This window comes from Streptomyces sp. NPDC007907, from assembly GCF_042959365.1.
GTDB classification, from domain to species: Bacteria; Actinomycetota; Actinomycetes; order Streptomycetales; family Streptomycetaceae; genus Streptomyces; species Streptomyces indiaensis.
The window spans coordinates 496,836-515,719 of sequence record NZ_JBIBKR010000001.1; the positions used below are offsets into that span (position 1 = coordinate 496,836).

Genomic DNA, 18,884 nt, shown 5'->3' on the forward strand with positions numbered 1-18,884 from the left:
CGACTTAGCACACCTCTTCCAGGTCCCGCCAGTCACGAGAGTCCGGGCTGTCGGCCACCCACCCGTCCAGCAGCCCCCGGACCAGCGAGGCCGGCGCAGCCAGCCCGCACTCCCGCTCGGGAACCCACAGCTGCCCGTCCGTCCGGTGCCCCAGCGGCCCGGGATGCCCCGGCTCACTGTGATCGTGCGGGTCGAGATGCTCCCCGTCGCCCTCGTCCGACGGCATCCGTGACTCCGAGCACATCCGGCACAGCAGCCGTACCGAGGAGGACCAGTCCTCCGCCGCGAACCCGGCGTCCGCCGCCAGCTGCTCCAGCGCGTCCCGGTCCGACTCGGTCGCCGCCTCCAGCAGCACCACCCACGTCGGCACCGGCGAGGGCGCCCACAGCTCGATCTCGTCGAACACCGGGTACGTATGCCCGGCGGCCGTGGTCCGCTCCCCGTGCGGCACGCCGTCGTGCAGGACGACCTCGCCCCAGCGCCGCCCCGACGACGGCAGCGGAATGGACAGCACCTCGACCCGCGCCGGATCCAGCCGCCGCCCCCACACGACCTCGGCCTCCCCCTCCGGGGACAGCCGTACGGCCGCGCTGCCGAGGTCCATGCCGAGGGGCTCACCGGAGTCGTTGGCCGCTCCCGGCACCCGCAGCCCGTAGGCCTGCCAGGCGCGCCGGGCCAGCGGCCAGTCCTGGAGCGCGGTGGCGGCGATGCCGACGTTCCACCAGTCGGGCGCACCGGTGTCCCGGTCGAGCAGCGCCACGGCCCGCAGGCCCGCCGCCCGCGCCTGCTCCCAGTCGTGCCGGAACTTGTGCAGCAGCGCGAGATTGAACCAGGACTCGGAAAGCCAGGGCTCCAGATCGGCGGCACGTGTCAACAGTGCGCCTGCGTCCTCGTACCGGCCGTCGCCGATGAGGGTGAACGCCCGGTCCGTGGCCTGCCGCCAGGAGGCGGAGGGCCGGTGCCGTCCCTTGCCGAAGATCCTCACGATTCCCGCCTGCCAGTTCCGTGCGGTGGGCTGGCCGTAGCTGTGTTTCGAGCCCCCGGACACCTTCTCCTTCGCATCCAACCACGTACGGCCTCGGGGGCGCTCATTACCCATGGGTTACCCAGCTACAGGCAGCGTCAGACTGCTCCTTGCCAGTACCCGGGCCAGTGATTCCACCACCTCCGGGGCGTACGTCCCGGCGGTGGCGAGCCGGAGTTCCTCCAGCGCCGTCAGCGGCCCGCCGGGCCCTCCTTCCCTGGACTTCTCCTCGTACGCGTTCACGGCCCGGACGATTCGCGCGGCGAGGGGCTGCTCGGGGTAGGGGTCGGCCTGCCGCTCCACGACCACGGCCACCGCCTCGTCGACGCCCGTCTGCCGTACGACGGCCCCGCCGAGCAGGGCGATCCGCCGCTGTTCCGCGGCGGGCAGGGCGGCGGTGGCGCCCGCGGGCACCGGGTCGACGAGGCTGAGCTGCCCGATGTCGTGCATCAGCGCGGCGTACTCCAGCACGGTCAGTTCGGGCCCGGTCAGCCCGAGGTCCCGACCCACCGCCTTGCTGACCGCGGCGACCCGCCAGGCGTGGCCGCACGGGGTGTAGCCGGCGACCTCGGTGGCCCGGGCGAGGGAGGCGATGGTCTGCCGGTAGGTCGACCGGACGGCGGCGTACCGGCGGAAGGACAGCTGGGCGAGCAGCAGCGGCACGGAGAACACGGGCAGCGCCCACAGGCCCACGACGGCGACCGCGAGGGCCATCACCGCCCCGGTGGCGATGACGGCCGACCCGATGCCGCACGCGGCCCGCAGCTCGTCGCGCAGCACGGGCCCGAAGGGCCAGCCGGTGCGGGTGTGGGCGAGGGCGGCGGCGAGCACCGCGTCGCACAGCGCGGTCAGCGACAGCAGTGCGAGCAGCAGCAGGGCGTAGGCGGGGCCGCCCCAGTCGTCGAACATGCCCCGGTTGTAGGGGGGCTGGAAGCACACGGCGACGCACCCGACGGTGAGCACGCGGCGGGCCAGGTGGTCGAGTGTGGGCCCCTGCCCGCGTGCCACGTGCGGGACGCTGCCGAGCAGCGAGGCGGCCAGCACGACGGCGACCGCCTGCGCGGGCCCGTGGTGGGTGGCGTGCCCGCCGGCCTCTCCGAGCAGGGCGTACGACAGGGCCGCCGCGGCCCCGAGCGGTGCGGGTTCCCTGACCCGGGTGCCGTTGCGCCGGGTGAGTTCGCCGACGGCGACGAGGACGCCGAAGGCGAGGGCGACCCGGCGTTCCTCGAGGCCGTGTTCGAGAGTGACGGCCAGGGACCCGGCGGCGAAGAGGGCGGCGCAGGCGTGGACGAGGGTGAGGAGCGACGGCCGGTACGCGCTCATCGGTGTGCTCCCGGGCGGCCCGCCACAGGTGCTCCGGGCGGCGGCACGCGCGTCGGGCGGGTCTCCTCGTCGTCGGCGGTCACCGCGGGATGCCACCCCGTCCGTCCGACGGCCTCGACGAGCGCGGCGACCATCACGGGGTCGAACTGGCTGCCCGCGCACCGCTCCAGCTCCGCCAGGGCGACGGCGACCGGCCGTGCCCTGCTGTAGCTGCGGGTGGAGGTCATGGCGTCGAAGGCGTCCGCGACCGCCACGACCCGTGCGGACTCGGGGATCTGACGGCCCACCAGGCCGTAGGGGTAGCCGCTGCCGTCCAGCCGCTCGTGGTGGTGCAGCACGGCGGCCCGGGCCTCGCCGAGGAAGCCGATGCCGCGCACCATCTCGTGCCCGTACTCGGGGTGCAGCTCGATCACCCGCCGCTCCTCGGGTGTCAGCGGCCCGTCCTTCCTGAGCAGCCGGGTGGGCACGCCGAGCTTGCCGACGTCGTGCAGGATCCCGGCGAAGCGGAGCACCTCGACGCGCTCGTCGGGCATGCCCAGCTCGCGGGCGATCATCATCGAGGCCTGCCCGACGCGCTCGCTGTGCCCCCGGGTGTACCCGTCCTTGATGTCGACGGCCTGCACCAGGGCCCGGATGGTCGCCTGGTGGGCGGCGCGTTCCCGGTGGTACTGGGCGAACGCCCACCACGAGACGCACATGGGCAGCAGCACGAGCAGCGCGGCGACCGGCCCGTAGGGACTGCGCCACAGGACGGCCATCATCAGTCCGGCGAGGCCGTGCACGGCGATCGGCGCGAGCGAGCGCTCCATCAGCCCCCGCCAGGCCCGCCGTACCGGCACCCGTTCCGCCAGGGCCAGGATGGCGCCGTCGAGCAGTGCGAGCACCAGGCAGAACGCCAGCACGGCCGCTCCGGCGGGTCCGAGCGCGTAGGGGACGTCGCCCGCGGCGACCGCCTCGCGGCCGCCGAGCAGCGCGTGCGCCTGCGCCGCCACCCACACCCCGAGGGCGAGCTGGGCGGTCCGCCAGACGCGCCGCAGCGCCACGGGCCGCTGGGCGACGTGCGACAGCAGCGCGCCGGGCACCGCCACCAGCGCGGCGGCGTGCGCCGGCAGGAGGAAGGCACCGGCGAGCAGCACGGGATGGAACGTCCCGGCGGGATGGGTGGTCCCGGCGAAGCGGGACCGGGCGACGCGCTCGCATCCCGCGTACAGCCCGGCGAGCAGCACGACCGCCCACCAGGGCGTGCGGACACCCGGCTGCGGCAGCAGGCAGAGCAGTGCGGCCGTGGCGGCACAGGCGATGAAGACACGTGCCCGTGCCGGTACCGCTTCCATGCGCCCCTCCCCCGGCCATGTCCGTCAGGCCCGGAGCCTAGGGCGGCGGCAGGGGGTCGGCGGGTCCATCGCCCGCGGATTAGCACGTTCGAGTGACGTGTTCGAGGGCGACTACCCGTGCAGGGGTGGGGTAGTTGAAAAGCGCAGGAGTGTCAGGACTCCCGCGGCGTGGCGGGCGAGGCCGTGACGTCCTGCTCGGGGACGGCCTGGCCGGAGCGGATCAGCTCGATCCGGCCCATGACCTTGTCCCGCAGGTCGCCCGGCACGTCGTCGTGCCCGCAGCAGCGCTTGACCAGCTTCTTCACGGCCTGCTCGAGGCCGTACTTCTCGAGGCAGGGCGAGCACTCCTCGAAGTGGTGCTCGAACTTCACGCAGTCCGAGTCGGGCATCTCACGGTCGAGGAACTCGTAGAGATGATCGAGGATTTCGCTGCAATCCGTCTCGTGCGGCTCTCCGCAGCTCATGACCCCGAGCCTTTCGCTTCGTTCGACTCTCCGGCACCGGCCGGCACCATTCCGCGGTCACGGGCGTAGTCCTCCAGCATGCCGCGCAGCTGACGACGGCCCCGGTGCAGCCGGGACATCACCGTACCGATGGGTGTCCCCATGATGTCGGCGATCTCCTTGTAGGCAAACCCCTCGACGTCCGCGAGATAGACGGCGATGCGGAACTCCTCGGGGATCGCCTGGAGGGCCTCCTTCACGTCCGAGTCGGGCAGGTGGTCGAGCGCCTGCGACTCCGCGGAGCGCAAGCCCGTCGACATGTGCGACTCGGCGCGGGCGAGCTGCCAGTCCTCGATCTCCTCGGCCGCGGAGCGCTGGGGTTCGCGCTGCTTCTTGCGGTAGGAGTTGATGAAGGTGTTGGTGAGGATCCGGTACAGCCACGCCTTGAGGTTGGTGCCCTCACGGAACTGGTGGAAGGACGCGTACGCCTTGGCGTACGTCTCCTGCACCAGGTCCTCGGCGTCGGCCGGGTTGCGCGTCATGCGCAGCGCGGCCGAGTACATCTGGTCGAGGAACTCGAGCGCGTCCCGCTCGAAGCGCGCGCTGCGCTCCGCGGCCGTCTCCGCGCCCGTGCCGCCCTGGCCCTCGGGCTGCTCCGCGTGGCCGTTGTCGGTCCCTGCGTCGGTCCCAGTGACCGGACCCACCTCCTCGAGTGTTCTCGTGAGACCGAGACCGGTCTCACCCGAATCGGAGGATAGACGACGATCCGGCCCGCCCGCCGCCCGAATAGGGGCGGTCCTGGCCGCGTGCAGCACCGTCCAGTCCAGGTCGGCACGGCTGCTGCGGGCCGGGCAGATGGTCGAACCCATGCGGCGGACTCCCTCTTCTACGACGTCGGTGCTGGTCTCCAGCACGTACGTCCCGCACAACAGTGACCGCCGCCCCGGCATTCCCGAAGCTTTACCCGAGCGTCCGGGCCCACTCCACGACCGCGTCCGTGATGACCGCCACTGCCTCGTCCTGCGAGAGCTCCGCACGTTTCGGCACGGCGAAGCCATGATCCCCGTACGGGACCTCCACGAGCCGGTACTCCCCGGCGGGGAACTCCTCCGGCTTGCCGAACGGGTCGTTGCCGCCCTGCACGACCAGGGTGGGCACCCCCGAGCCCAGCAGCTCGTCGGCGCGGGACTTGTCCGGCTTGCCCGGCGGGTGGAGCGGGAAGCTGAGCGCGAGCACGGCGTGGGCGCCCAGCTCGGTCGCGGTGCGGCAGGCCACCCGGGCCCCGGCACTGCGCCCGCCGGAGACGACCGGCAGCCCGGGCCTCGCCAGGGCGGGCCAGATGCCCCGCCAGCCGGTGTCCAGCGTCTTCGGCGCGGGCGCCAGCTTCTTCCCGGCCACCCGCCAGGGCTGCTCCACCCGGGCGACGGTCACGCCGTGGGCGGGCAGCACCTCGGCCAGAGCCTTCAGGTCACGGGCCTCGATGCCGCCGCCGGCGCCGTGGCTGACGGCGAGGACCAGCCGGGCCTTCTTCGCCGCGTGCCAGGTGATGCGGGCGGTGCCGGCGCCGGTCTCGACGGTCTCGGTGGTCGTGCCTGCCGTCTTCGTCACATGCGTCACGTCAGAAGAGTGTGCCCTCTTCGGGCCCTTCCAGCTCCTTCAGCAGCTCCGGCCCGTTGTTGCGGACGTTGCTGACGGCGGTGGCGACCGGATAGGCGCGCATCAGCCCGCCGGGCGGCGGGGCGAGCAGCTCGCGCAGCTCGTCGGTGTCCGTGCGGGACGGGTCGAGCCACGCGTCCCAGCGGTCGGGCGTCAGCATCAGCGGCATCCGGGGGTGGATGTCGGCGAGCGCCCGGGGCCCGTCGGTCGGCGACACCGCGAGGGGGCTCTGCTCGGCCTCCGTGGTGATGACCGAGCACGTCACCCACCAGGCCTGCGGGTGGTCGTCCGGCAGGGTCTTGTCGCGCCAGAACTCGTAGAGCCCGGCCATTGCGAAGACCGATCCGTCCGCCGGCGTCACGAAGTACGGCTGCTTGCGGGGCCGCTTCTTCTTGCCCTCGACCTCCAGCTCGCGCTCCTGGGTGCCGGTGACCCACTCGTAGTAGCCGTCGGCGGGCAGGATGCAGCGCCGGGAGGAGAAGGCGCGGCGGTAGGACGGCTTCTCGTGGACGGTCTCCGCGCGGGCGTTGATCATCCGGGCGCCGCCCTCGGGGGTCTTCGACCAGGACGGGACGAGCCCCCACTTCAGCGTGCGCAGCTGCCGAACCGGCCGCGGGTCGTCGGCGTCTTTCAGGGGGCGGTCCAGGACGGCGTAGACCTCTTTGGTGGGCGCCACGTTGTAGTCCGGCTCGAGGGTCTCCTCGGGCTCCCACTTCTCGATCTCAAAGATTCCTGCGAGATCCTCTGGCCTACGACTCGCTGAATACCGTCCGCACATACGTGCCACACTGCCAGATTCCATCCGACCGCAGGGAGCCAACGCCGCACATGGACAGCACCGCAACCGCCTCGCTCGCCTCCCTCTGGGACGAGGTCTCCGGTACGCAGCCCGACCCCGACCTGTGGGTGGTGATCGCGACCCTGGGCGCCGCGCTCGCCGTGGTGGTCCCGCACGGCCTGTGGCGCATCTCCCGCAACGCCATCACCATCGCCCACGAGGGCGGCCACGGGCTCGTGGCCCTGCTCACGGGCCGCACCCTGACGGGCATACGCCTGCACTCGGACACCAGCGGCCTGACCGTCAGCCGCGGCAAGCCGCACGGCATCGGCATGATCCTCACCGCGGCCGCCGGCTACACCGCCCCGCCGCTGCTGGGTCTCGGCGGCGCGGCCCTGCTCGGCTCCGGCCGCATCACGCTGCTGCTGTGGCTGGCGACGGCCCTGCTGCTCGCCATGCTCGTGATGATCCGCAACGCCTACGGCGCCCTGACCATGCTCGTCACCGGCGGCCTGTTCGTGCTGGTGTCCTGGCTGGCGGGTCCCCAGGTGCAGGCGGCGTTCGCGTACGCCGTGGTGTGGTTCCTGCTCATCGGCGGGGTCCGCCCGGCCTTCGAACTCCAGGCGAAGCGGGCCCGGGGCGGGGCCGGGGACTCGGACGCGGACCAGCTGTCGCGGCTGACGCACGTACCGGCGGGGCTGTGGTTCTTCCTCTTCCACGCGGTGTCGCTGTGCTCGCTGATCGGCGGAGGACGCTGGCTGCTGGACCTGTGACAGCCGGCCCGGGACGCCGCGCCGCCACGCCGTACGGCTCCCCCACGCGGGCGTGACCGCCCCGACGGCGCCGCACCAGGGGGACGCCCTGCTTATAAAGTAAAGGCATGGCCCCGAACACCGCAGACACCGCCCTCTGGCCCGCCCCGCACGCGAGCGGAGCCGTCGACGCGACGGTCCACGTGCCCGGGTCCAAGTCGGTCACCAACCGCGCCCTAATCCTCGCCTCCCTCGCCTCGGAGCCCGGCTGGCTGCGCCGCCCCCTGCGCTCCCGCGACACCCTTCTGATGGCCGGTGCGCTGCGGGCGATGGGCATCGAGATCGAGGAAGGCGTGGGCCCCGACGGCACGGGCGAGGCCTGGCGGGTGCTCCCCACGGGTCTGCGCGGCCCGGCCACGGTCGATGTCGGCAACGCCGGCACGGTGATGCGGTTCCTGCCGCCGGTCGCCGCCCTCGCCGACGGCCCCGTCCGCTTCGACGGCGACCCGCGTTCCTACGAGCGTCCCCTCCACGGCGTCATCGACGCGTTGCGTCAGCTCGGCGCCCGGATCGACGACGACAGCCGCGGCGCGCTGCCGATGACCGTGCACGGCAGCGGTGCCCTGGACGGCGGTACGGTCGCCATCGACGCCTCCTCGTCGTCGCAGTTCGTCAGCGCCCTGCTGCTGTCCGGCCCGCGCTTCAACCAGGGCGTCGAGGTCCGCCACACCGGCGCGACGCTGCCCTCCATGCCGCACATCCGCATGACCGTCGACATGCTGCGCTCGGTCGGCGCCCAGGTGGACACGCCCGAGTCGGGCGGCGAGCCGAACGTCTGGCGGGTGTCGCCGGGTGCCCTGCTCGGCCGGGACCTGGTCATCGAGCCGGACCTGTCGAACGCCCAGCCGTTCCTGGCGGCTGCGCTGGTGACCGGCGGCAAGGTCGTCGTCCCCGACTGGCCGGCCCGCACCACGCAGCCCGGTGACCGGCTGCGCGAGATCTTCACCGAGATGGGCGGCTCCTGCGAACTGACCGAGTACGGGCTGGTGTTCACCGGTTCCGGCTCGATCCACGGCATCGACGTCGACCTGGGCGAGGTCGGGGAGCTGACCCCGGGCATCGCGGCCGTCGCGGCCCTCGCGGACTCCCCGTCGACGCTGCGCGGCGTGGCCCATCTGCGGCTGCACGAGACGGACCGGCTGGCCGCGCTGACCAAGGAGATCAACGAACTCGGCGGCGACGTCACGGAGACCGCCGACGGCCTGCACATCCGCCCGCGCCGGCTGCACGGCGGGGTGTTCCAAACCTACGACGACCACCGCATGGCCACGGCCGGCGCGATCATCGGGCTGGCGGTGGACGGCGTACAGATCGAGAACGTGGCGACGACGGCCAAGACCCTGCCCGACTTCCCCGACCTGTGGACCGGGATGCTCGGGGCGTAGGACGCAGGGATCACGTCATGCGCCGCTACGGCAAGCACACCGACGAGGACGACATCCGCACCCGTCCGGGCCGCCGGAACACCCGGCCCCGGACGAACATCCGCCCCAAGCACGAGGACGCCGCCGAGGGCCTCGTCCTCACCGTCGACCGGGGCCGCCTGACCTGCCTCGTCGAGGACCGTGTGGTCATGGCGATGAAGGCCCGCGAGCTGGGCCGCAAGGCGGCGGTGGTCGGCGACCGCGTCGCCCTGGTGGGCGACCTGACGGGCAGGAAGGACACACTGGCGAGGATCGTGCGCATCGAGGAGCGGACCTCGGTCCTGCGGCGCACGGCGGACGACGACGATCCGTTCGAGCGGGTGGTCGTCGCCAACGCCGACCAGCTGGCCGTCGTCACCGCCCTGGCCGACCCCGAACCCCGCCCCCGGCTGATCGACCGCTGTCTGGTCGCGGCCTACGACGGCGGTCTGGATCCGCTGCTGGTGCTGACCAAGTCGGACCTCGCACCGCCCGAGAAGCTGCTGGAGCTGTACGGCGACCTCGACATCCCCTACGTCGTCACCAGTCGCGCGGAACTGGAGAGCGGTGTCGCCGTCGACCGGGTGCGGGAGCAGCTCGACGGCAAGATCACGGCGTTCGTCGGGCACTCCGGTGTCGGCAAGACGACTCTGGTGAACGCTCTGGTGCCCCAGGAGCAGCGGCGCTCGACGGGGCATGTGAACGCGGTGACGGGCCGCGGCCGGCACACCACCACCTCGGCACTGGCCCTGCCGCTGTCGGACAACGACGGCTGGGTCATCGACACGCCGGGCGTGCGGTCCTTCGGACTCAACCACGTGGACCCGTCCCGGGTCATCCACGCCTTTCCCGACCTGGAGCCGGGCACCGAGGGCTGCCCGCGCGCGTGCAGCCACGACGAGCCGGACTGCGCGCTGGACGCGTGGGTGGCCGAGGGGCACGCGGACCCGGCGCGGCTGTACTCGCTGCGGCGGCTGCTGGCCACGCGCGAGCGCAAGGAAGGCGACTGACCTCCGCGTTGTTTGTCCTGGCGTGCGGACGGTAAGTGCATAATCGCACCCAAGCCGGACGCGAGCCCGGCCAGGCCTGATGAGCACGCTGAGACTGATGAAGCGGTCACTGGACGTGGGATACGGGAGGACGACTCATGGCGTGGCTGCTGGTCATCGTGGCCGGGTTCCTCGAGACCGGGTTCGCGGTGTGTCTGAAGCTGTCGCACGGCTTCACCCGGCTCTGGCCCACGGTCGCCTTCTGCATCTTCGCCCTCGGCAGCTTCGGACTGCTGACCCTCGCGCTGAGGAGACTCGACGTGGGTCCCGCCTACGCGGTGTGGACCGGCATCGGGGCGGCGGGGACGGCGGTCTACGGCATGGTGTTCCTGGGCGACGTGGTGTCGACGCTGAAGATCGTGTCGATCAGTCTCGTCATCATCGGCGTGGTCGGGCTGCAGTTGTCGGGATCGGCACACTGACGTCCCGTCAAACCTCCTGTCTCTGAAGGGCGCTGCGGACCAGATCGGCGACTCCGCCGTCACCGGGCGGCGCGGCCACGCACGACAGGGCGAGCCGGACGGCGAGTTCGCAGGAACGGGCCAGGTCTGCGGAGTCGGACGTGGGGGTGCCGGGTCCGGCCAGGAGACTGACGGCGCGGTCGCGGACGAGGGCGACGAAGTCACCGGGGGTGGGCAGCGGCCCGTCGGCGCGGCGCTGGGCCGGTACGGCCGAGGAGGACGGCACGGCGGAAAGGGCGGGGGCGGGCAGCCGTTCACTCCAGCAGCCGGTGAGCATGGCCCGTACGAGGACGTTGTCCCGGGCGGCCGACGTGGTCCACTCGGCGGTGGCGGTGAGCCGGTCGCGTGGGTCGCTGTGCCCGGCGAGCGCCCGCTCCACTCCCGCGAGGTACCCGTCGGCCTCTCTGCGCACGAGCGCCCTTGCGAGACCGTCCTTGCTGCCGAACTCGTTGTACAGCGTCTGCCGGGACACTCCGGCCGCCGCCGCCACGTCCACCATCCGGACGGCGGACCACGGCCGGCGCACCAGCGCCGTGTAGGCGGCGTCCAGTAGGGATTCCCGCGCTGCAGGCATCTTCGCCTCCCCTTGGGGCGAGCGGCTCTGCGCCCAGGTTTGACGCGCGTGTCACCACTGTCAAGGGTTCGCGAGCGCACCCGGGGGCGCGATTCGGCCTTGTAGCGCGGGGCGTTGAGGCGTGTGCCCGTCCTCCACCCGTGCCCCGTCGGACTACTGGAGGCTGCGGGCGGTGATGTCGCCCTGGGCAGTGGTGGCGTGGATGGTCAGAGGGGCGGCGGAGCCGTCGGTGTTGTGGAGGGAGTTGTGGATACGGCCGTAGGCGGTACCGGCGTCCAGGGCGGCGGAGACACCGCGGGCGGCGCCGACGCAGATGTCGCCCTGCTCGGTGCGCAGCGCGACGGCGCCGCGGGTGGCCTCGGTGACGGTGAGATCGCCCTGCTGGGTACTGAGCTGCGCCGGGCCGCGCAGGCGGCCGACGGTGATGTCGCCGGCGAGCAGGCTCAGCCGGGCGCCGGCGGTCTCGTCGAGCTTGACCGCGCCCTGCGCCGCCTCGAAGGCGACCTCGCCGAGCCGTCCGACGCCGCGCAGGTCACCGGCGGCGGCCCGGCCCGCCACGTGCGAGCCGGCGGGCAGCTGCACGGTGACCTCGACGGCCCCGGACCGGCCGAGCATCCGGTTCTTCGCCTCGGGGGCCGTGATGCGCAGGACACCGTCGTCGTAGCGGACCTCGATCCGCTCGGCGGCCTTCACGTCGCGGCTGTTGGCGGCGTCCGCGGGCAGGACCTCGACGGTGGTGTCGGCCCGGTCGGCGGCGAGGAACCGGATGCGCCCGGCGGGGACGTCGAGGACGGCCGAGATCGGGGCGGGGGTGGCGAACTGGTGCATCGTGCTCTCCATTCGTTTCGCGCGGTGCGCTGTTTCCAACGATTGAAAAGCTACGTTGCGTTCACGGAATCGGCAACAAACTTGTTGCACGGAATTGTGATACGCACAGCTCAAGCCCCATAAATCATTGCAACGGCCCAGCGAATGAACGCAACACGACGAGCCATTTCATTGCAATGAGCTGCCGATGAACGCTATGGTGCGGACAACGCGCACCACGAAGGAGGCCACGATGCCGGGAGGCCGACTCACCCAGCAGGAACGCCAGCAGATCGCGCTGGGACTGGCCGACGGCCTCGCCTACGCGGAGATCGCCCGGCGCCTGGACCGCCCGACGTCGACGGTCACCCGCGAGGTCATGCGCAACGGCGGCCCCACGGCATACCGCGCCGACCTGGCCCATCGCGCCACGGAACGCCGCACACAGCGCCGCAGACGGACCGTTCCCCGGGACCCGACGGCACCCCCGCAGACCGACGGGCGGGACACCGAGGCCCTGCGCGAGTACGAGGAGACGTTCACCACCGTCCTCATGGGGTCGGGCATGCCCAAGATGATGTCCAGGGTGATGGCGTGCCTCTGCATGACCGACTCGGGCAGCCTCACCGCGTCCGAACTCGCCCAGCGGCTCCAGGTCAGCCCTGCCTCCGTCTCCAAGGCGATCACGTTTCTCGACGGTCAGGGCTTCGTCCGCAGGGAGACGGGCGAGGGCCGCCGCGAGCGCTATGTCGTGGACGACGACGTCTGGTACCAGTCGATGCTGGCCAGCGCACGCGCCATCACGCAGGTCGTCGGGGTCGCACGGCAGGGCGTCGGCGTGCTGGGCCCCGGCACACCGGCCGCGGACCGCCTCGAGAACGTGGCCCGCTTCCTCGACTTCGTCTCGGAGAGCACGGCCCGCGCCGCGGAGCAGGCACGCGACATCCTGCACACCAGGTCGAACGCCGCTGCGCACGACACCGCTTCACACGACACCACTGCGCAGCGCACGGCTTCGCACGGCACGGGTTCACGGGGCACGGGTTCACAGGGCACCGCTTCGCACGACATCGGTTCGCACGACACCGGTTCGCACGACACCGGTTCGCAAGGCATCGCTCAGCCCGGCGCGGATCACTGACCCCGCGCCCCCTCGCCGGGCCTCACCCAAACCACTCCCCCACCGTCACAAACCCCCGGTAGCCCCACCCCCACCACGGCAGATAGGTTCGTTGCATGCCCGACTACCTCGACGACCTGCGTCTCGCCCACGTCCTCGCCGACGCCGCCGACGCCGCGACGACGGACCGGTTCAAGGCTCTCGACCTCAAGGTCGAGACCAAACCGGACATGACTCCGGTGAGCGAGGCGGACAAGGCCGCAGAGGAACTCATCCGCGGCCAGCTCCAGCGTGCCCGCCCCAGAGACGCGATCCTGGGCGAGGAGTACGGCGTCGAGGGCACCGGCCCCCGCCGCTGGGTGATCGACCCGATCGACGGCACCAAGAACTACGTGCGGGGCGTGCCCGTGTGGGCCACGCTCATCTCACTGATGGAGGCCGGTGAGGGCGGCTTCCAGCCCGTCGTCGGGGTCGTCTCCGCACCCGCCCTCGGCCGGCGCTGGTGGGCGGCGAAGGGCCACGGCGCGTTCTCCGGCCGCAGCCTCACCAAGGCGACCCGGCTGCAGGTCTCCCGCGTCTCCAAGCTCTCCGACGCGTCGTTGGCGTACTCCTCGCTCAGCGGCTGGGAGGAGCAGGGGCGGCTGGACGGCTTCCTGGACCTGACCCGCGAGGTGTGGCGGACGCGCGCGTACGGCGACTTCTGGCCGTACATGATGGTTGCGGAGGGCTCCGTCGACATGTGCGCCGAGCCGGAGCTGTCCCTGTGGGACATGGCCGCCCCCGCCATCGTCGTCACCGAGGCGGGCGGCACCTTCACCGGCCTCGACGCCCGCCCTGGCCCCCACAGCGGCAACGCGGCGGCATCGAACGGCCTGCTGCACGATGAGCTGCTGGGATACCTCAACCAGCGCTACTGAGCCCCCCGTTGTTACCGAGCGCCCCCTTGTTGACCCTCCCTTTACCTGCCACCCTGAGAGTCCCCCCACTTGTGAATTTGTGAAATTCCGAACGAACGGCGGGGAGACTCCCAGGAGGTGGCTCCATCCATGCTCGTCCGTGACGCCATGAGCACTGTCGTCCTCACGATCGGCCCGACCCACACCCTGCGCCAGGCCGCGGCGCTGATGTCCGCGCGCAAGGTCGGTGCGGCGGTGGTCCACGACCCCGACGCCGGCGGCATCGGCATCCTCACCGAACGCGACATCCTCAACTCCGTGGGTCTGGGCCAGGACCCGGACACGGAACGCGCCCACGCCCACACCACCAACAACGTCGTGTTCGCCGCTCCCGCCTGGACACTGGAGGAGGCGGCGGCCGCCATGGCACACGGCGGCTTCCGGCACCTCATCGTGCTGGACGGCGGCGAACCCGCGGGCATCGTCTCGGTCCGCGACATCATCCGCTGCTGGGCCCCTGCACGCCAGCAGGTCCCGGCCTGACGACAGGGACGGGCCGGGCCCCGAGAAGGGCCCGGCCCGTCCGCTACCGCAAGCGGTCCAGCGCTGGAGTTCAGCCGCGCAGGGCCTGGACCGCGACCTCCAGCCGCTTGCCGTAGTCTCCGTCGGCCCGACGGAAGTTGTCGATCGCCCGCTCGACGATGTCGTCGCGCGAGACCTTGGCGAGGAAGCCCGCCAGGTTGGCGATCAGGCGCTCCTTCTCGTCCTCGCCCATCAGCCGGTGGAGGTTGCCCGCCTGCACGAAGTCGTCGTCCTCGGCGTGGACCGGCGCCGGGTGGTTGCCCGTCGCGCCGTTCACGGCCGTGGCGGACCACAGCGGACGGTCCGTCTGGTGCGGGCCGCCGAAGCTGTTCGGCTCGTAGTTCTTCGCCCCCTGGTGCCGGCCGTCGTAGAGGTAGCCGTCTCGGGAGTTGGTGCGCGCCACGGTGGCGTGCGGGCGGTTCACCGGCAGGTGGTCGGCGTTGATGCCGACGCGGTAGCGGTGGGCGTCGCCGTAGGCGAAGAGGCGGCCCTGGAGCATCTTGTCCGGGGACGGGCCGATGCCCGGCACGAAGTGGGCGGGGCTGAAGATCGACTGCTCGACCTCGGCGAAGACGTTCTGCGGGTTGCGGTTGAGCTCCAGCCGGCCGATCTCGATCACCGGGTAGTCCGCGTGCGGCCAGACCTTGGTCAGGTCGAACGGGTTGAAGCGGTACGTCGCCGCCTCGGCCACCGGCATGATCTGCACACCGACGGTCCAGCTCGGGTACTCGCCGCGCTCGATGGCCTGGCGCAGGTCACGCTGGTGGGAGTCGGGGTCCTCACCCGCGAGCCGGGCGGCCTCGGCACTGGTCAGGTTCTTGATGCCCTGGTCGGTCTTGAAGTGGTACTTCACCCAGAAGGCCTCACCGGCCGCGTTGGTCCACTGGAAGGTGTGCGAGCCGAAGCCGTCCATGTGGCGGTACGAGGCGGGAATGCCCCGGTCGCCGAACAGCCAGGTCACCTGATGCGTGGACTCGGGCGACAGACTCCAGAAGTCCCAGACGTTGTCCGCCTCCGTCGAGCCGGTGTAGGGGTCGCGCTTCTGGGTGTGGATGAAGTCCGGGAACTTGATGGCGTCCTTGATGAAGAACACCGGAGTGTTGTTGCCGACGAGGTCGTAGTTGCCCTCCTCGGTGTAGAACTTCAGCGCGAAGCCGCGCGGGTCGCGGACAGCGTCCGCCGCGCCCAGGTTGCCGGCCACCGTCGAGAAGCGCAGGAACACCTCGGTCTGCTTGCCGGCCTCGGAGAGGAACGCGGCACGCGTGTACGGGGTGACGTCGGCGGTCACCGTGAAGGTGCCGTAGGCCCCCGCGCCGCGGGCGTGCACCACGCGCTCCGGGATGCGCTCACGGTTGAAGTGGGCCAGCTTCTCCAGCAGCAGCTGGTCCTGGACGAGCACCGGGCCGCCGACGCCCGCGGTCTCGCTGTTCTGGTTGTCGGCGACCGGAGCACCGGCCTCCGTCGTAAGCGGTCCCTGCGTCACGTGCGCCTCCTGCACCATTCCTGACCAGTCCTGTCCACTGGCCAAAGCCGGTCTCGATCCTACAATAGACAATGTCTAAAGCAAGCAGCCCTCTAAACTCACACCTGTTCGGGACCTGGTCTCCTTTGCTGTTAGGCTGGTGGCCATGAGCGACCTTCTGGAACGGCTGCGCGGACGCGGATGGCGGATGACCGCGCAGCGACGTGTCGTGGCTGAGGTCCTCGACGGCGAACACGTCCATCTGACGGCCGACGAGGTCCACGCCCGGGCCGTCGCCAAGCTGCCCGAGATCTCCCGGGCGACCGTCTACAACACGCTGGGCGAGCTCGTGACCCTCGGCGAGGTGCTCGAGGTCTCCACGGACCAGCGCGCCAAGCGGTACGACCCGAACGCCCACCAGCCGCACCACCACCTGGTCTGTGCGCAGTGCGGCGCGATCCGGGACGTCCACCCGACCGGCAATCCGCTGGCGGACCTCCCCGACACCGAGCGCTTCGGCTTCACGGTCTCGGACGTCGAGGTGACGTACCGCGGCGTCTGCCCGAACTGCGCGGCCGCCTAGCCCTCCCGCACGGAACGCACGAGAGCCCCGGCACCGATGGGTGCCGGGGCTCTCTGCTGCCGAACCGCAGGGGCGCACACTGGCGCCCTATACACCGAGGGCCGGAACCCTTTCGGATTCCGGCCCTCGGCTTTCAGTAGCGGGGACAGGATTTGAACCTGCGACCTCTGGGTTATGAGCCCAGCGAGCTACCGAGCTGCTCCACCCCGCGTCGGTGAATGCAACGTTACGTCACCGCAGAGGACGGATGCAAATCCATTCCCCGCCGCTCCCCCCGGGCCGCCTCCCGCACCCCTGCCGGGGTCAGCTCCGGCGCCCATACGCGGGGCTCCCCTGGAACCCCACCCAGGCTCCCCCCGCCCCCGTCCGGGACGGCTCCTTCGGGGTCGACGGGGACGAAGCCCCGGGAGCCGGCCGCGGCAGGACAAGCCTCCGGCGGCAGGCCGCGGCAGACGAACCCCCTGTGGTGGCCGGCGGCGGACAGGGTCGGCCGGTGCCCTGGCCGTCCTGCGGCCCTCCCCGGCGGCAGGACCTCACGCGGACAGCTCCTGCCGCAGCGCGTCCCTCAGGCGCTCCGCCCTCTCGGCGACGGACGCCGGCCCCATCGACATGGCCCGGTCGGCCCAGCGCTGTCCCTCCGCCAGCTCGCCCCGACGCGCGTAGAACAGGGCCAGCCGCAACGCCGCCCGCCCGTGACCGGCGTCGGCGGCGCGCGTCCACCACACCGCCGCCTCCGGCTCGCTCCCTTCCCTGGCCAGCAGCAGCCCGAGGTTGAACGCGCCGTTGCGGGACCCGGCCTCGGCGGCCTCCCGGTACCACCGCGCCGCCTCGACGACATCGCCGCGGGCCGCCGCCAGCATGCCGACCCGCACCTGCGCGCGCCGGTGCCCCTGGGACGCCGCCCGCTCGTACCACTCCTCGCACTCGCTCCGCCGGTGCACCGGCTCCCCGAGCTCGTGCGCGGGCTCCGGCGGGCGCCGCGCGTCGAGCACGGTCGCCAGCCGGTACGCGGCCTCGGCGCTCCCGCCCCCGGCCGCGCACCGCAGGTGCCGCTCGGCCTCCTGCTCGTCGCCGTCGCGCAGTCGCGCCATGCCGACCTGGAGCGCCGCCTCGGTGTGCCCCGCGGCCGCGGCACGCTCGTACCAGCCCAGCGCGGCCTGCTCCTCGCCCCGCCCGGCGTGCAGGATGCCGAGGTTGAAGGCGGCGTCGACGCTCCCGGCCTCGGCGGCCTTGGAGAACCACGGCTCCGCGCCGGTCTCATCGCCAGCCCGCAGCAGCAGGATCGCCAGCGCGTTCGCGGCCTCGCGGTGCCCGGCGTAGGCTGCGCGCCGGTACCACTGCTCGGCCTGCGGGGTGCGTCCCTGCTCGGCGCAGAGCAGACCGAGGTTGTACGCGCCGTTAACGTCTCCCGCGTCCATGGCGGCCCGGTACCAGCGCTCGGCGGTCTGGGTCTCGCCCCGCTCGGCGTGCAGCGCCCCCAGCGCGTTCGCCGCGTTGCCGTCGCCGTCCTGGGCGGCCCGCAGCCACCACACGGCGGCGTTCTCGGTGTCGCCCGCGTCGCGCAGCAGGAAGCCGAGCGCGCACGCGGCACGGGCCTCCCCGTCCTTGGCGGACGTGAGGTACCAGCGTCCGGCCTCCTTGAGCTCGCCCCGCCTCTCCAGGATCGTCCCGAGGTGCAGCGCGGCCCGCCGGTGGCCGCGTGCGGCGGCCTGCCGGTACCACTGCTCGGCCTCCTCGGGCGCCTGGACACCGTTGTCGCCGTCGGCCTCCCGCGCCGCCTTCCGGTCCAGCGCCCGCGCGAGCCGGTACGCCGCTTCCCGGTGCCCGCGCTCGGCCGCGGTCCGCATCCACCGCTCGGCCGCGGCGTCACCGCGGTGCTCCAGCAGATCGGCGAGCGCGTAGGCGCCCAGCGTGTGGCCCTGTTCGGCGGACTGGCGCAGCCAGTACTCGGCGGCGGGCTCGTCGCCCCGCTCGCGGTGGTGCCGCCCGAGGGCGTGCGCGGCCGCCGTGGACCCGGCGACGGCGGCGATCCGCCACCAGCCGGCGGCCTCGTCGGCGTACCCCCGCTGATGCAGGAGGACTCCCAGGTTGTTGGCGGCCGCCCGGTCGCCCGCGGCGGTGGCGGCACGCAGATGAGGCTCGGCACCGTCGAGGTCACCGCGGCGCAGCAACATGGCCCCGAGGACACTCATCGCCTCGACGTCGCCGGCCTCGGCGGCCAGCCGCTGACGCAGCTCTTCGGCCGCCTCGTCGGCGATCTCCCCGGTCTCGTCCGGGGTCTCGGTGTCCTCCCGGCTGGAAGGCTGCACAAAACGCCCTGTCTCGAACAGAGTTGCCTTGTCCCCCATAACGTCCATCGTCGCACCACCTGCAACCTGGGTACACCTGGTATACCGCAGCCAGTGAGGTCACTTCAGCGTTTTGTCGACATGCCCACAGAGAGACAAGTCAAACACAGATCGGCCAACTCCCCCCGGTGGCGCGGCCGCAGGCGGCGCCAGCACATGCGTTCACACATCACGAAGGCCCGGATTCCTTTGTGGAATCCGGGCCTTCGGTGTCGCTCCATCACTCGGA

At 72.2% G+C, this 18,884-nt stretch carries 19 protein-coding genes and 1 tRNA gene; 8 read left to right on the forward strand and 12 right to left on the reverse strand.

Going from position 1 to position 18,884, the window contains the following annotated elements:
* Window positions 1-4 precede the first annotated feature (4 nt).
* The 7 genes from ACFZDI_RS02290 to ACFZDI_RS02320 form a co-directional block, all read right to left on the reverse strand.
* Window positions 5-985: a hypothetical protein gene (locus ACFZDI_RS02290; RefSeq protein ID WP_234849293.1), complete on the reverse strand. Its 981-nt coding sequence runs from the start codon at window positions 983-985 to the stop codon at window positions 5-7.
* A gap of 117 nt (window positions 986-1,102) precedes the next feature.
* Window positions 1,103-2,347, reverse strand: a complete 1,245-nt coding sequence (locus ACFZDI_RS02295) for an HD domain-containing protein (protein ID WP_234849271.1) — start codon at window positions 2,345-2,347, stop codon at window positions 1,103-1,105.
* Complete coding sequence (locus ACFZDI_RS02300; protein ID WP_391247191.1) at window positions 2,344-3,681, reverse strand: HD domain-containing phosphohydrolase; 1,338 nt, start codon at window positions 3,679-3,681, stop codon at window positions 2,344-2,346. Before ACFZDI_RS02300 ends, ACFZDI_RS02295 begins: the two co-directional genes overlap by 4 nt.
* Before the next feature lie 152 nt (window positions 3,682-3,833).
* The gene (rsrA, locus tag ACFZDI_RS02305; RefSeq protein WP_234849268.1) at window positions 3,834-4,145 is read right to left on the reverse strand and encodes a mycothiol system anti-sigma-R factor; all 312 of its coding nucleotides are present in this window, start codon (window positions 4,143-4,145) and stop codon (window positions 3,834-3,836) included.
* Complete coding sequence (gene sigR / locus ACFZDI_RS02310) at window positions 4,142-4,828, reverse strand: RNA polymerase sigma factor SigR (protein WP_234849292.1); 687 nt, start codon at window positions 4,826-4,828, stop codon at window positions 4,142-4,144. The genes rsrA and sigR overlap by 4 nt, the downstream gene beginning before the upstream one ends.
* Before the next feature lie 256 nt (window positions 4,829-5,084).
* On the reverse strand, window positions 5,085-5,741 hold the full coding sequence (locus ACFZDI_RS02315; RefSeq protein WP_391247192.1) for an alpha/beta family hydrolase: 657 nt from the start codon (window positions 5,739-5,741) through the stop codon (window positions 5,085-5,087).
* A 1-nt stretch (window position 5,742) separates the two neighbouring features.
* Window positions 5,743-6,558, reverse strand: coding sequence for an SOS response-associated peptidase family protein (locus tag ACFZDI_RS02320; RefSeq protein WP_391247194.1), 816 nt, complete (start codon window positions 6,556-6,558; stop codon window positions 5,743-5,745).
* A 50-nt stretch (window positions 6,559-6,608) separates the two neighbouring features.
* Between ACFZDI_RS02320 and ACFZDI_RS02325 the strand changes: the two genes are divergently transcribed.
* From ACFZDI_RS02325 to ACFZDI_RS02340, 4 genes are all read left to right on the forward strand, one after another.
* Window positions 6,609-7,331 (forward strand): M50 family metallopeptidase, encoded by a 723-nt coding sequence (locus ACFZDI_RS02325; protein WP_234849266.1) that lies wholly within the window; start codon window positions 6,609-6,611, stop codon window positions 7,329-7,331.
* Between the two features lie 107 nt (window positions 7,332-7,438).
* Window positions 7,439-8,755 (forward strand): 3-phosphoshikimate 1-carboxyvinyltransferase, encoded by a 1,317-nt coding sequence (gene aroA, locus ACFZDI_RS02330; protein ID WP_391247196.1) that lies wholly within the window; start codon window positions 7,439-7,441, stop codon window positions 8,753-8,755.
* A 17-nt stretch (window positions 8,756-8,772) separates the two neighbouring features.
* Window positions 8,773-9,783: a ribosome small subunit-dependent GTPase A gene (gene rsgA, locus ACFZDI_RS02335; protein ID WP_234849264.1), complete on the forward strand. Its 1,011-nt coding sequence runs from the start codon at window positions 8,773-8,775 to the stop codon at window positions 9,781-9,783.
* Window positions 9,784-9,920: 137 nt separating this feature from the next.
* Window positions 9,921-10,244: a multidrug efflux SMR transporter gene (locus ACFZDI_RS02340; protein ID WP_234849263.1), complete on the forward strand. Its 324-nt coding sequence runs from the start codon at window positions 9,921-9,923 to the stop codon at window positions 10,242-10,244.
* A gap of 7 nt (window positions 10,245-10,251) precedes the next feature.
* On the opposite strand, the gene ACFZDI_RS02345 is transcribed toward ACFZDI_RS02340, so the two are convergent.
* Together ACFZDI_RS02345 and ACFZDI_RS02350 are read right to left on the reverse strand one after the other, a co-directional pair.
* Window positions 10,252-10,857, reverse strand: a complete 606-nt coding sequence (locus ACFZDI_RS02345; RefSeq protein ID WP_391247199.1) for a TetR family transcriptional regulator — start codon at window positions 10,855-10,857, stop codon at window positions 10,252-10,254.
* Between the two features lie 153 nt (window positions 10,858-11,010).
* Window positions 11,011-11,685, reverse strand: a complete 675-nt coding sequence (locus ACFZDI_RS02350; protein WP_391247201.1) for a DUF4097 family beta strand repeat-containing protein — start codon at window positions 11,683-11,685, stop codon at window positions 11,011-11,013.
* Window positions 11,686-11,917: 232 nt separating this feature from the next.
* Between ACFZDI_RS02350 and ACFZDI_RS02355 the strand changes: the two genes are divergently transcribed.
* From ACFZDI_RS02355 to ACFZDI_RS02365, 3 genes are all read left to right on the forward strand, one after another.
* On the forward strand, window positions 11,918-12,805 hold the full coding sequence (locus ACFZDI_RS02355; protein WP_234850995.1) for a GbsR/MarR family transcriptional regulator: 888 nt from the start codon (window positions 11,918-11,920) through the stop codon (window positions 12,803-12,805).
* Between the two features lie 95 nt (window positions 12,806-12,900).
* On the forward strand, window positions 12,901-13,701 hold the full coding sequence (gene hisN / locus ACFZDI_RS02360) for a histidinol-phosphatase (RefSeq protein ID WP_234845821.1): 801 nt from the start codon (window positions 12,901-12,903) through the stop codon (window positions 13,699-13,701).
* Between the two features lie 129 nt (window positions 13,702-13,830).
* Window positions 13,831-14,223 (forward strand): CBS domain-containing protein, encoded by a 393-nt coding sequence (locus tag ACFZDI_RS02365; protein WP_361120065.1) that lies wholly within the window; start codon window positions 13,831-13,833, stop codon window positions 14,221-14,223.
* Between the two features lie 70 nt (window positions 14,224-14,293).
* Here ACFZDI_RS02365 and ACFZDI_RS02370 read toward each other — a convergent pair whose 3' ends face one another.
* Window positions 14,294-15,745, reverse strand: a complete 1,452-nt coding sequence (locus tag ACFZDI_RS02370) for a catalase (RefSeq protein WP_391247204.1) — start codon at window positions 15,743-15,745, stop codon at window positions 14,294-14,296.
* 145 nt (window positions 15,746-15,890) lie between these two features.
* On the opposite strand from ACFZDI_RS02370, the gene ACFZDI_RS02375 reads away from it, so the two are divergent.
* Window positions 15,891-16,307, forward strand: coding sequence for a Fur family transcriptional regulator (locus ACFZDI_RS02375; protein ID WP_062928973.1), 417 nt, complete (start codon window positions 15,891-15,893; stop codon window positions 16,305-16,307).
* Between the two features lie 137 nt (window positions 16,308-16,444).
* Here the strand turns inward: ACFZDI_RS02375 and ACFZDI_RS02380 are convergent.
* A tRNA-Met gene (locus ACFZDI_RS02380) sits at window positions 16,445-16,518 on the reverse strand.
* A gap of 322 nt (window positions 16,519-16,840) precedes the next feature.
* Window positions 16,841-18,664: a sel1 repeat family protein gene (locus tag ACFZDI_RS02385; RefSeq protein WP_391247206.1), complete on the reverse strand. Its 1,824-nt coding sequence runs from the start codon at window positions 18,662-18,664 to the stop codon at window positions 16,841-16,843.
* Between the last annotated feature and the right edge of the window lie 220 nt (window positions 18,665-18,884).

Excerpts from the sequence above, each read along its gene's own strand:
- ACFZDI_RS02295 (WP_234849271.1), bottom strand. The coding sequence starts at position 2,347 with ATGAGCGCGTACCGGCCGTCGCTCCTCACCCTCGTCCACGCCTGCGCC.
- ACFZDI_RS02300 (WP_391247191.1), bottom strand. The coding sequence starts at position 3,681 with ATGGAAGCGGTACCGGCACGGGCACGTGTCTTCATCGCCTGTGCCGCC.
- rsrA (WP_234849268.1), bottom strand. The coding sequence starts at position 4,145 with ATGAGCTGCGGAGAGCCGCACGAGACGGATTGCAGCGAAATCCTCGAT.
- ACFZDI_RS02320 (WP_391247194.1), bottom strand. The coding sequence starts at position 6,558 with ATGTGCGGACGGTATTCAGCGAGTCGTAGGCCAGAGGATCTCGCAGGA.
- ACFZDI_RS02325 (WP_234849266.1), top strand. The coding sequence starts at position 6,609 with ATGGACAGCACCGCAACCGCCTCGCTCGCCTCCCTCTGGGACGAGGTC.
- aroA (WP_391247196.1), top strand. The coding sequence starts at position 7,439 with ATGGCCCCGAACACCGCAGACACCGCCCTCTGGCCCGCCCCGCACGCG.
- rsgA (WP_234849264.1), top strand. The coding sequence starts at position 8,773 with ATGCGCCGCTACGGCAAGCACACCGACGAGGACGACATCCGCACCCGT.
- ACFZDI_RS02340 (WP_234849263.1), top strand. The coding sequence starts at position 9,921 with ATGGCGTGGCTGCTGGTCATCGTGGCCGGGTTCCTCGAGACCGGGTTC.
- ACFZDI_RS02345 (WP_391247199.1), bottom strand. The coding sequence starts at position 10,857 with ATGCCTGCAGCGCGGGAATCCCTACTGGACGCCGCCTACACGGCGCTG.
- ACFZDI_RS02350 (WP_391247201.1), bottom strand. The coding sequence starts at position 11,685 with ATGCACCAGTTCGCCACCCCCGCCCCGATCTCGGCCGTCCTCGACGTC.
- ACFZDI_RS02355 (WP_234850995.1), top strand. The coding sequence starts at position 11,918 with ATGCCGGGAGGCCGACTCACCCAGCAGGAACGCCAGCAGATCGCGCTG.
- hisN (WP_234845821.1), top strand. The coding sequence starts at position 12,901 with ATGCCCGACTACCTCGACGACCTGCGTCTCGCCCACGTCCTCGCCGAC.
- ACFZDI_RS02365 (WP_361120065.1), top strand. The coding sequence starts at position 13,831 with ATGCTCGTCCGTGACGCCATGAGCACTGTCGTCCTCACGATCGGCCCG.
- ACFZDI_RS02375 (WP_062928973.1), top strand. The coding sequence starts at position 15,891 with ATGAGCGACCTTCTGGAACGGCTGCGCGGACGCGGATGGCGGATGACC.
- ACFZDI_RS02385 (WP_391247206.1), bottom strand. The coding sequence starts at position 18,664 with ATGGACGTTATGGGGGACAAGGCAACTCTGTTCGAGACAGGGCGTTTT.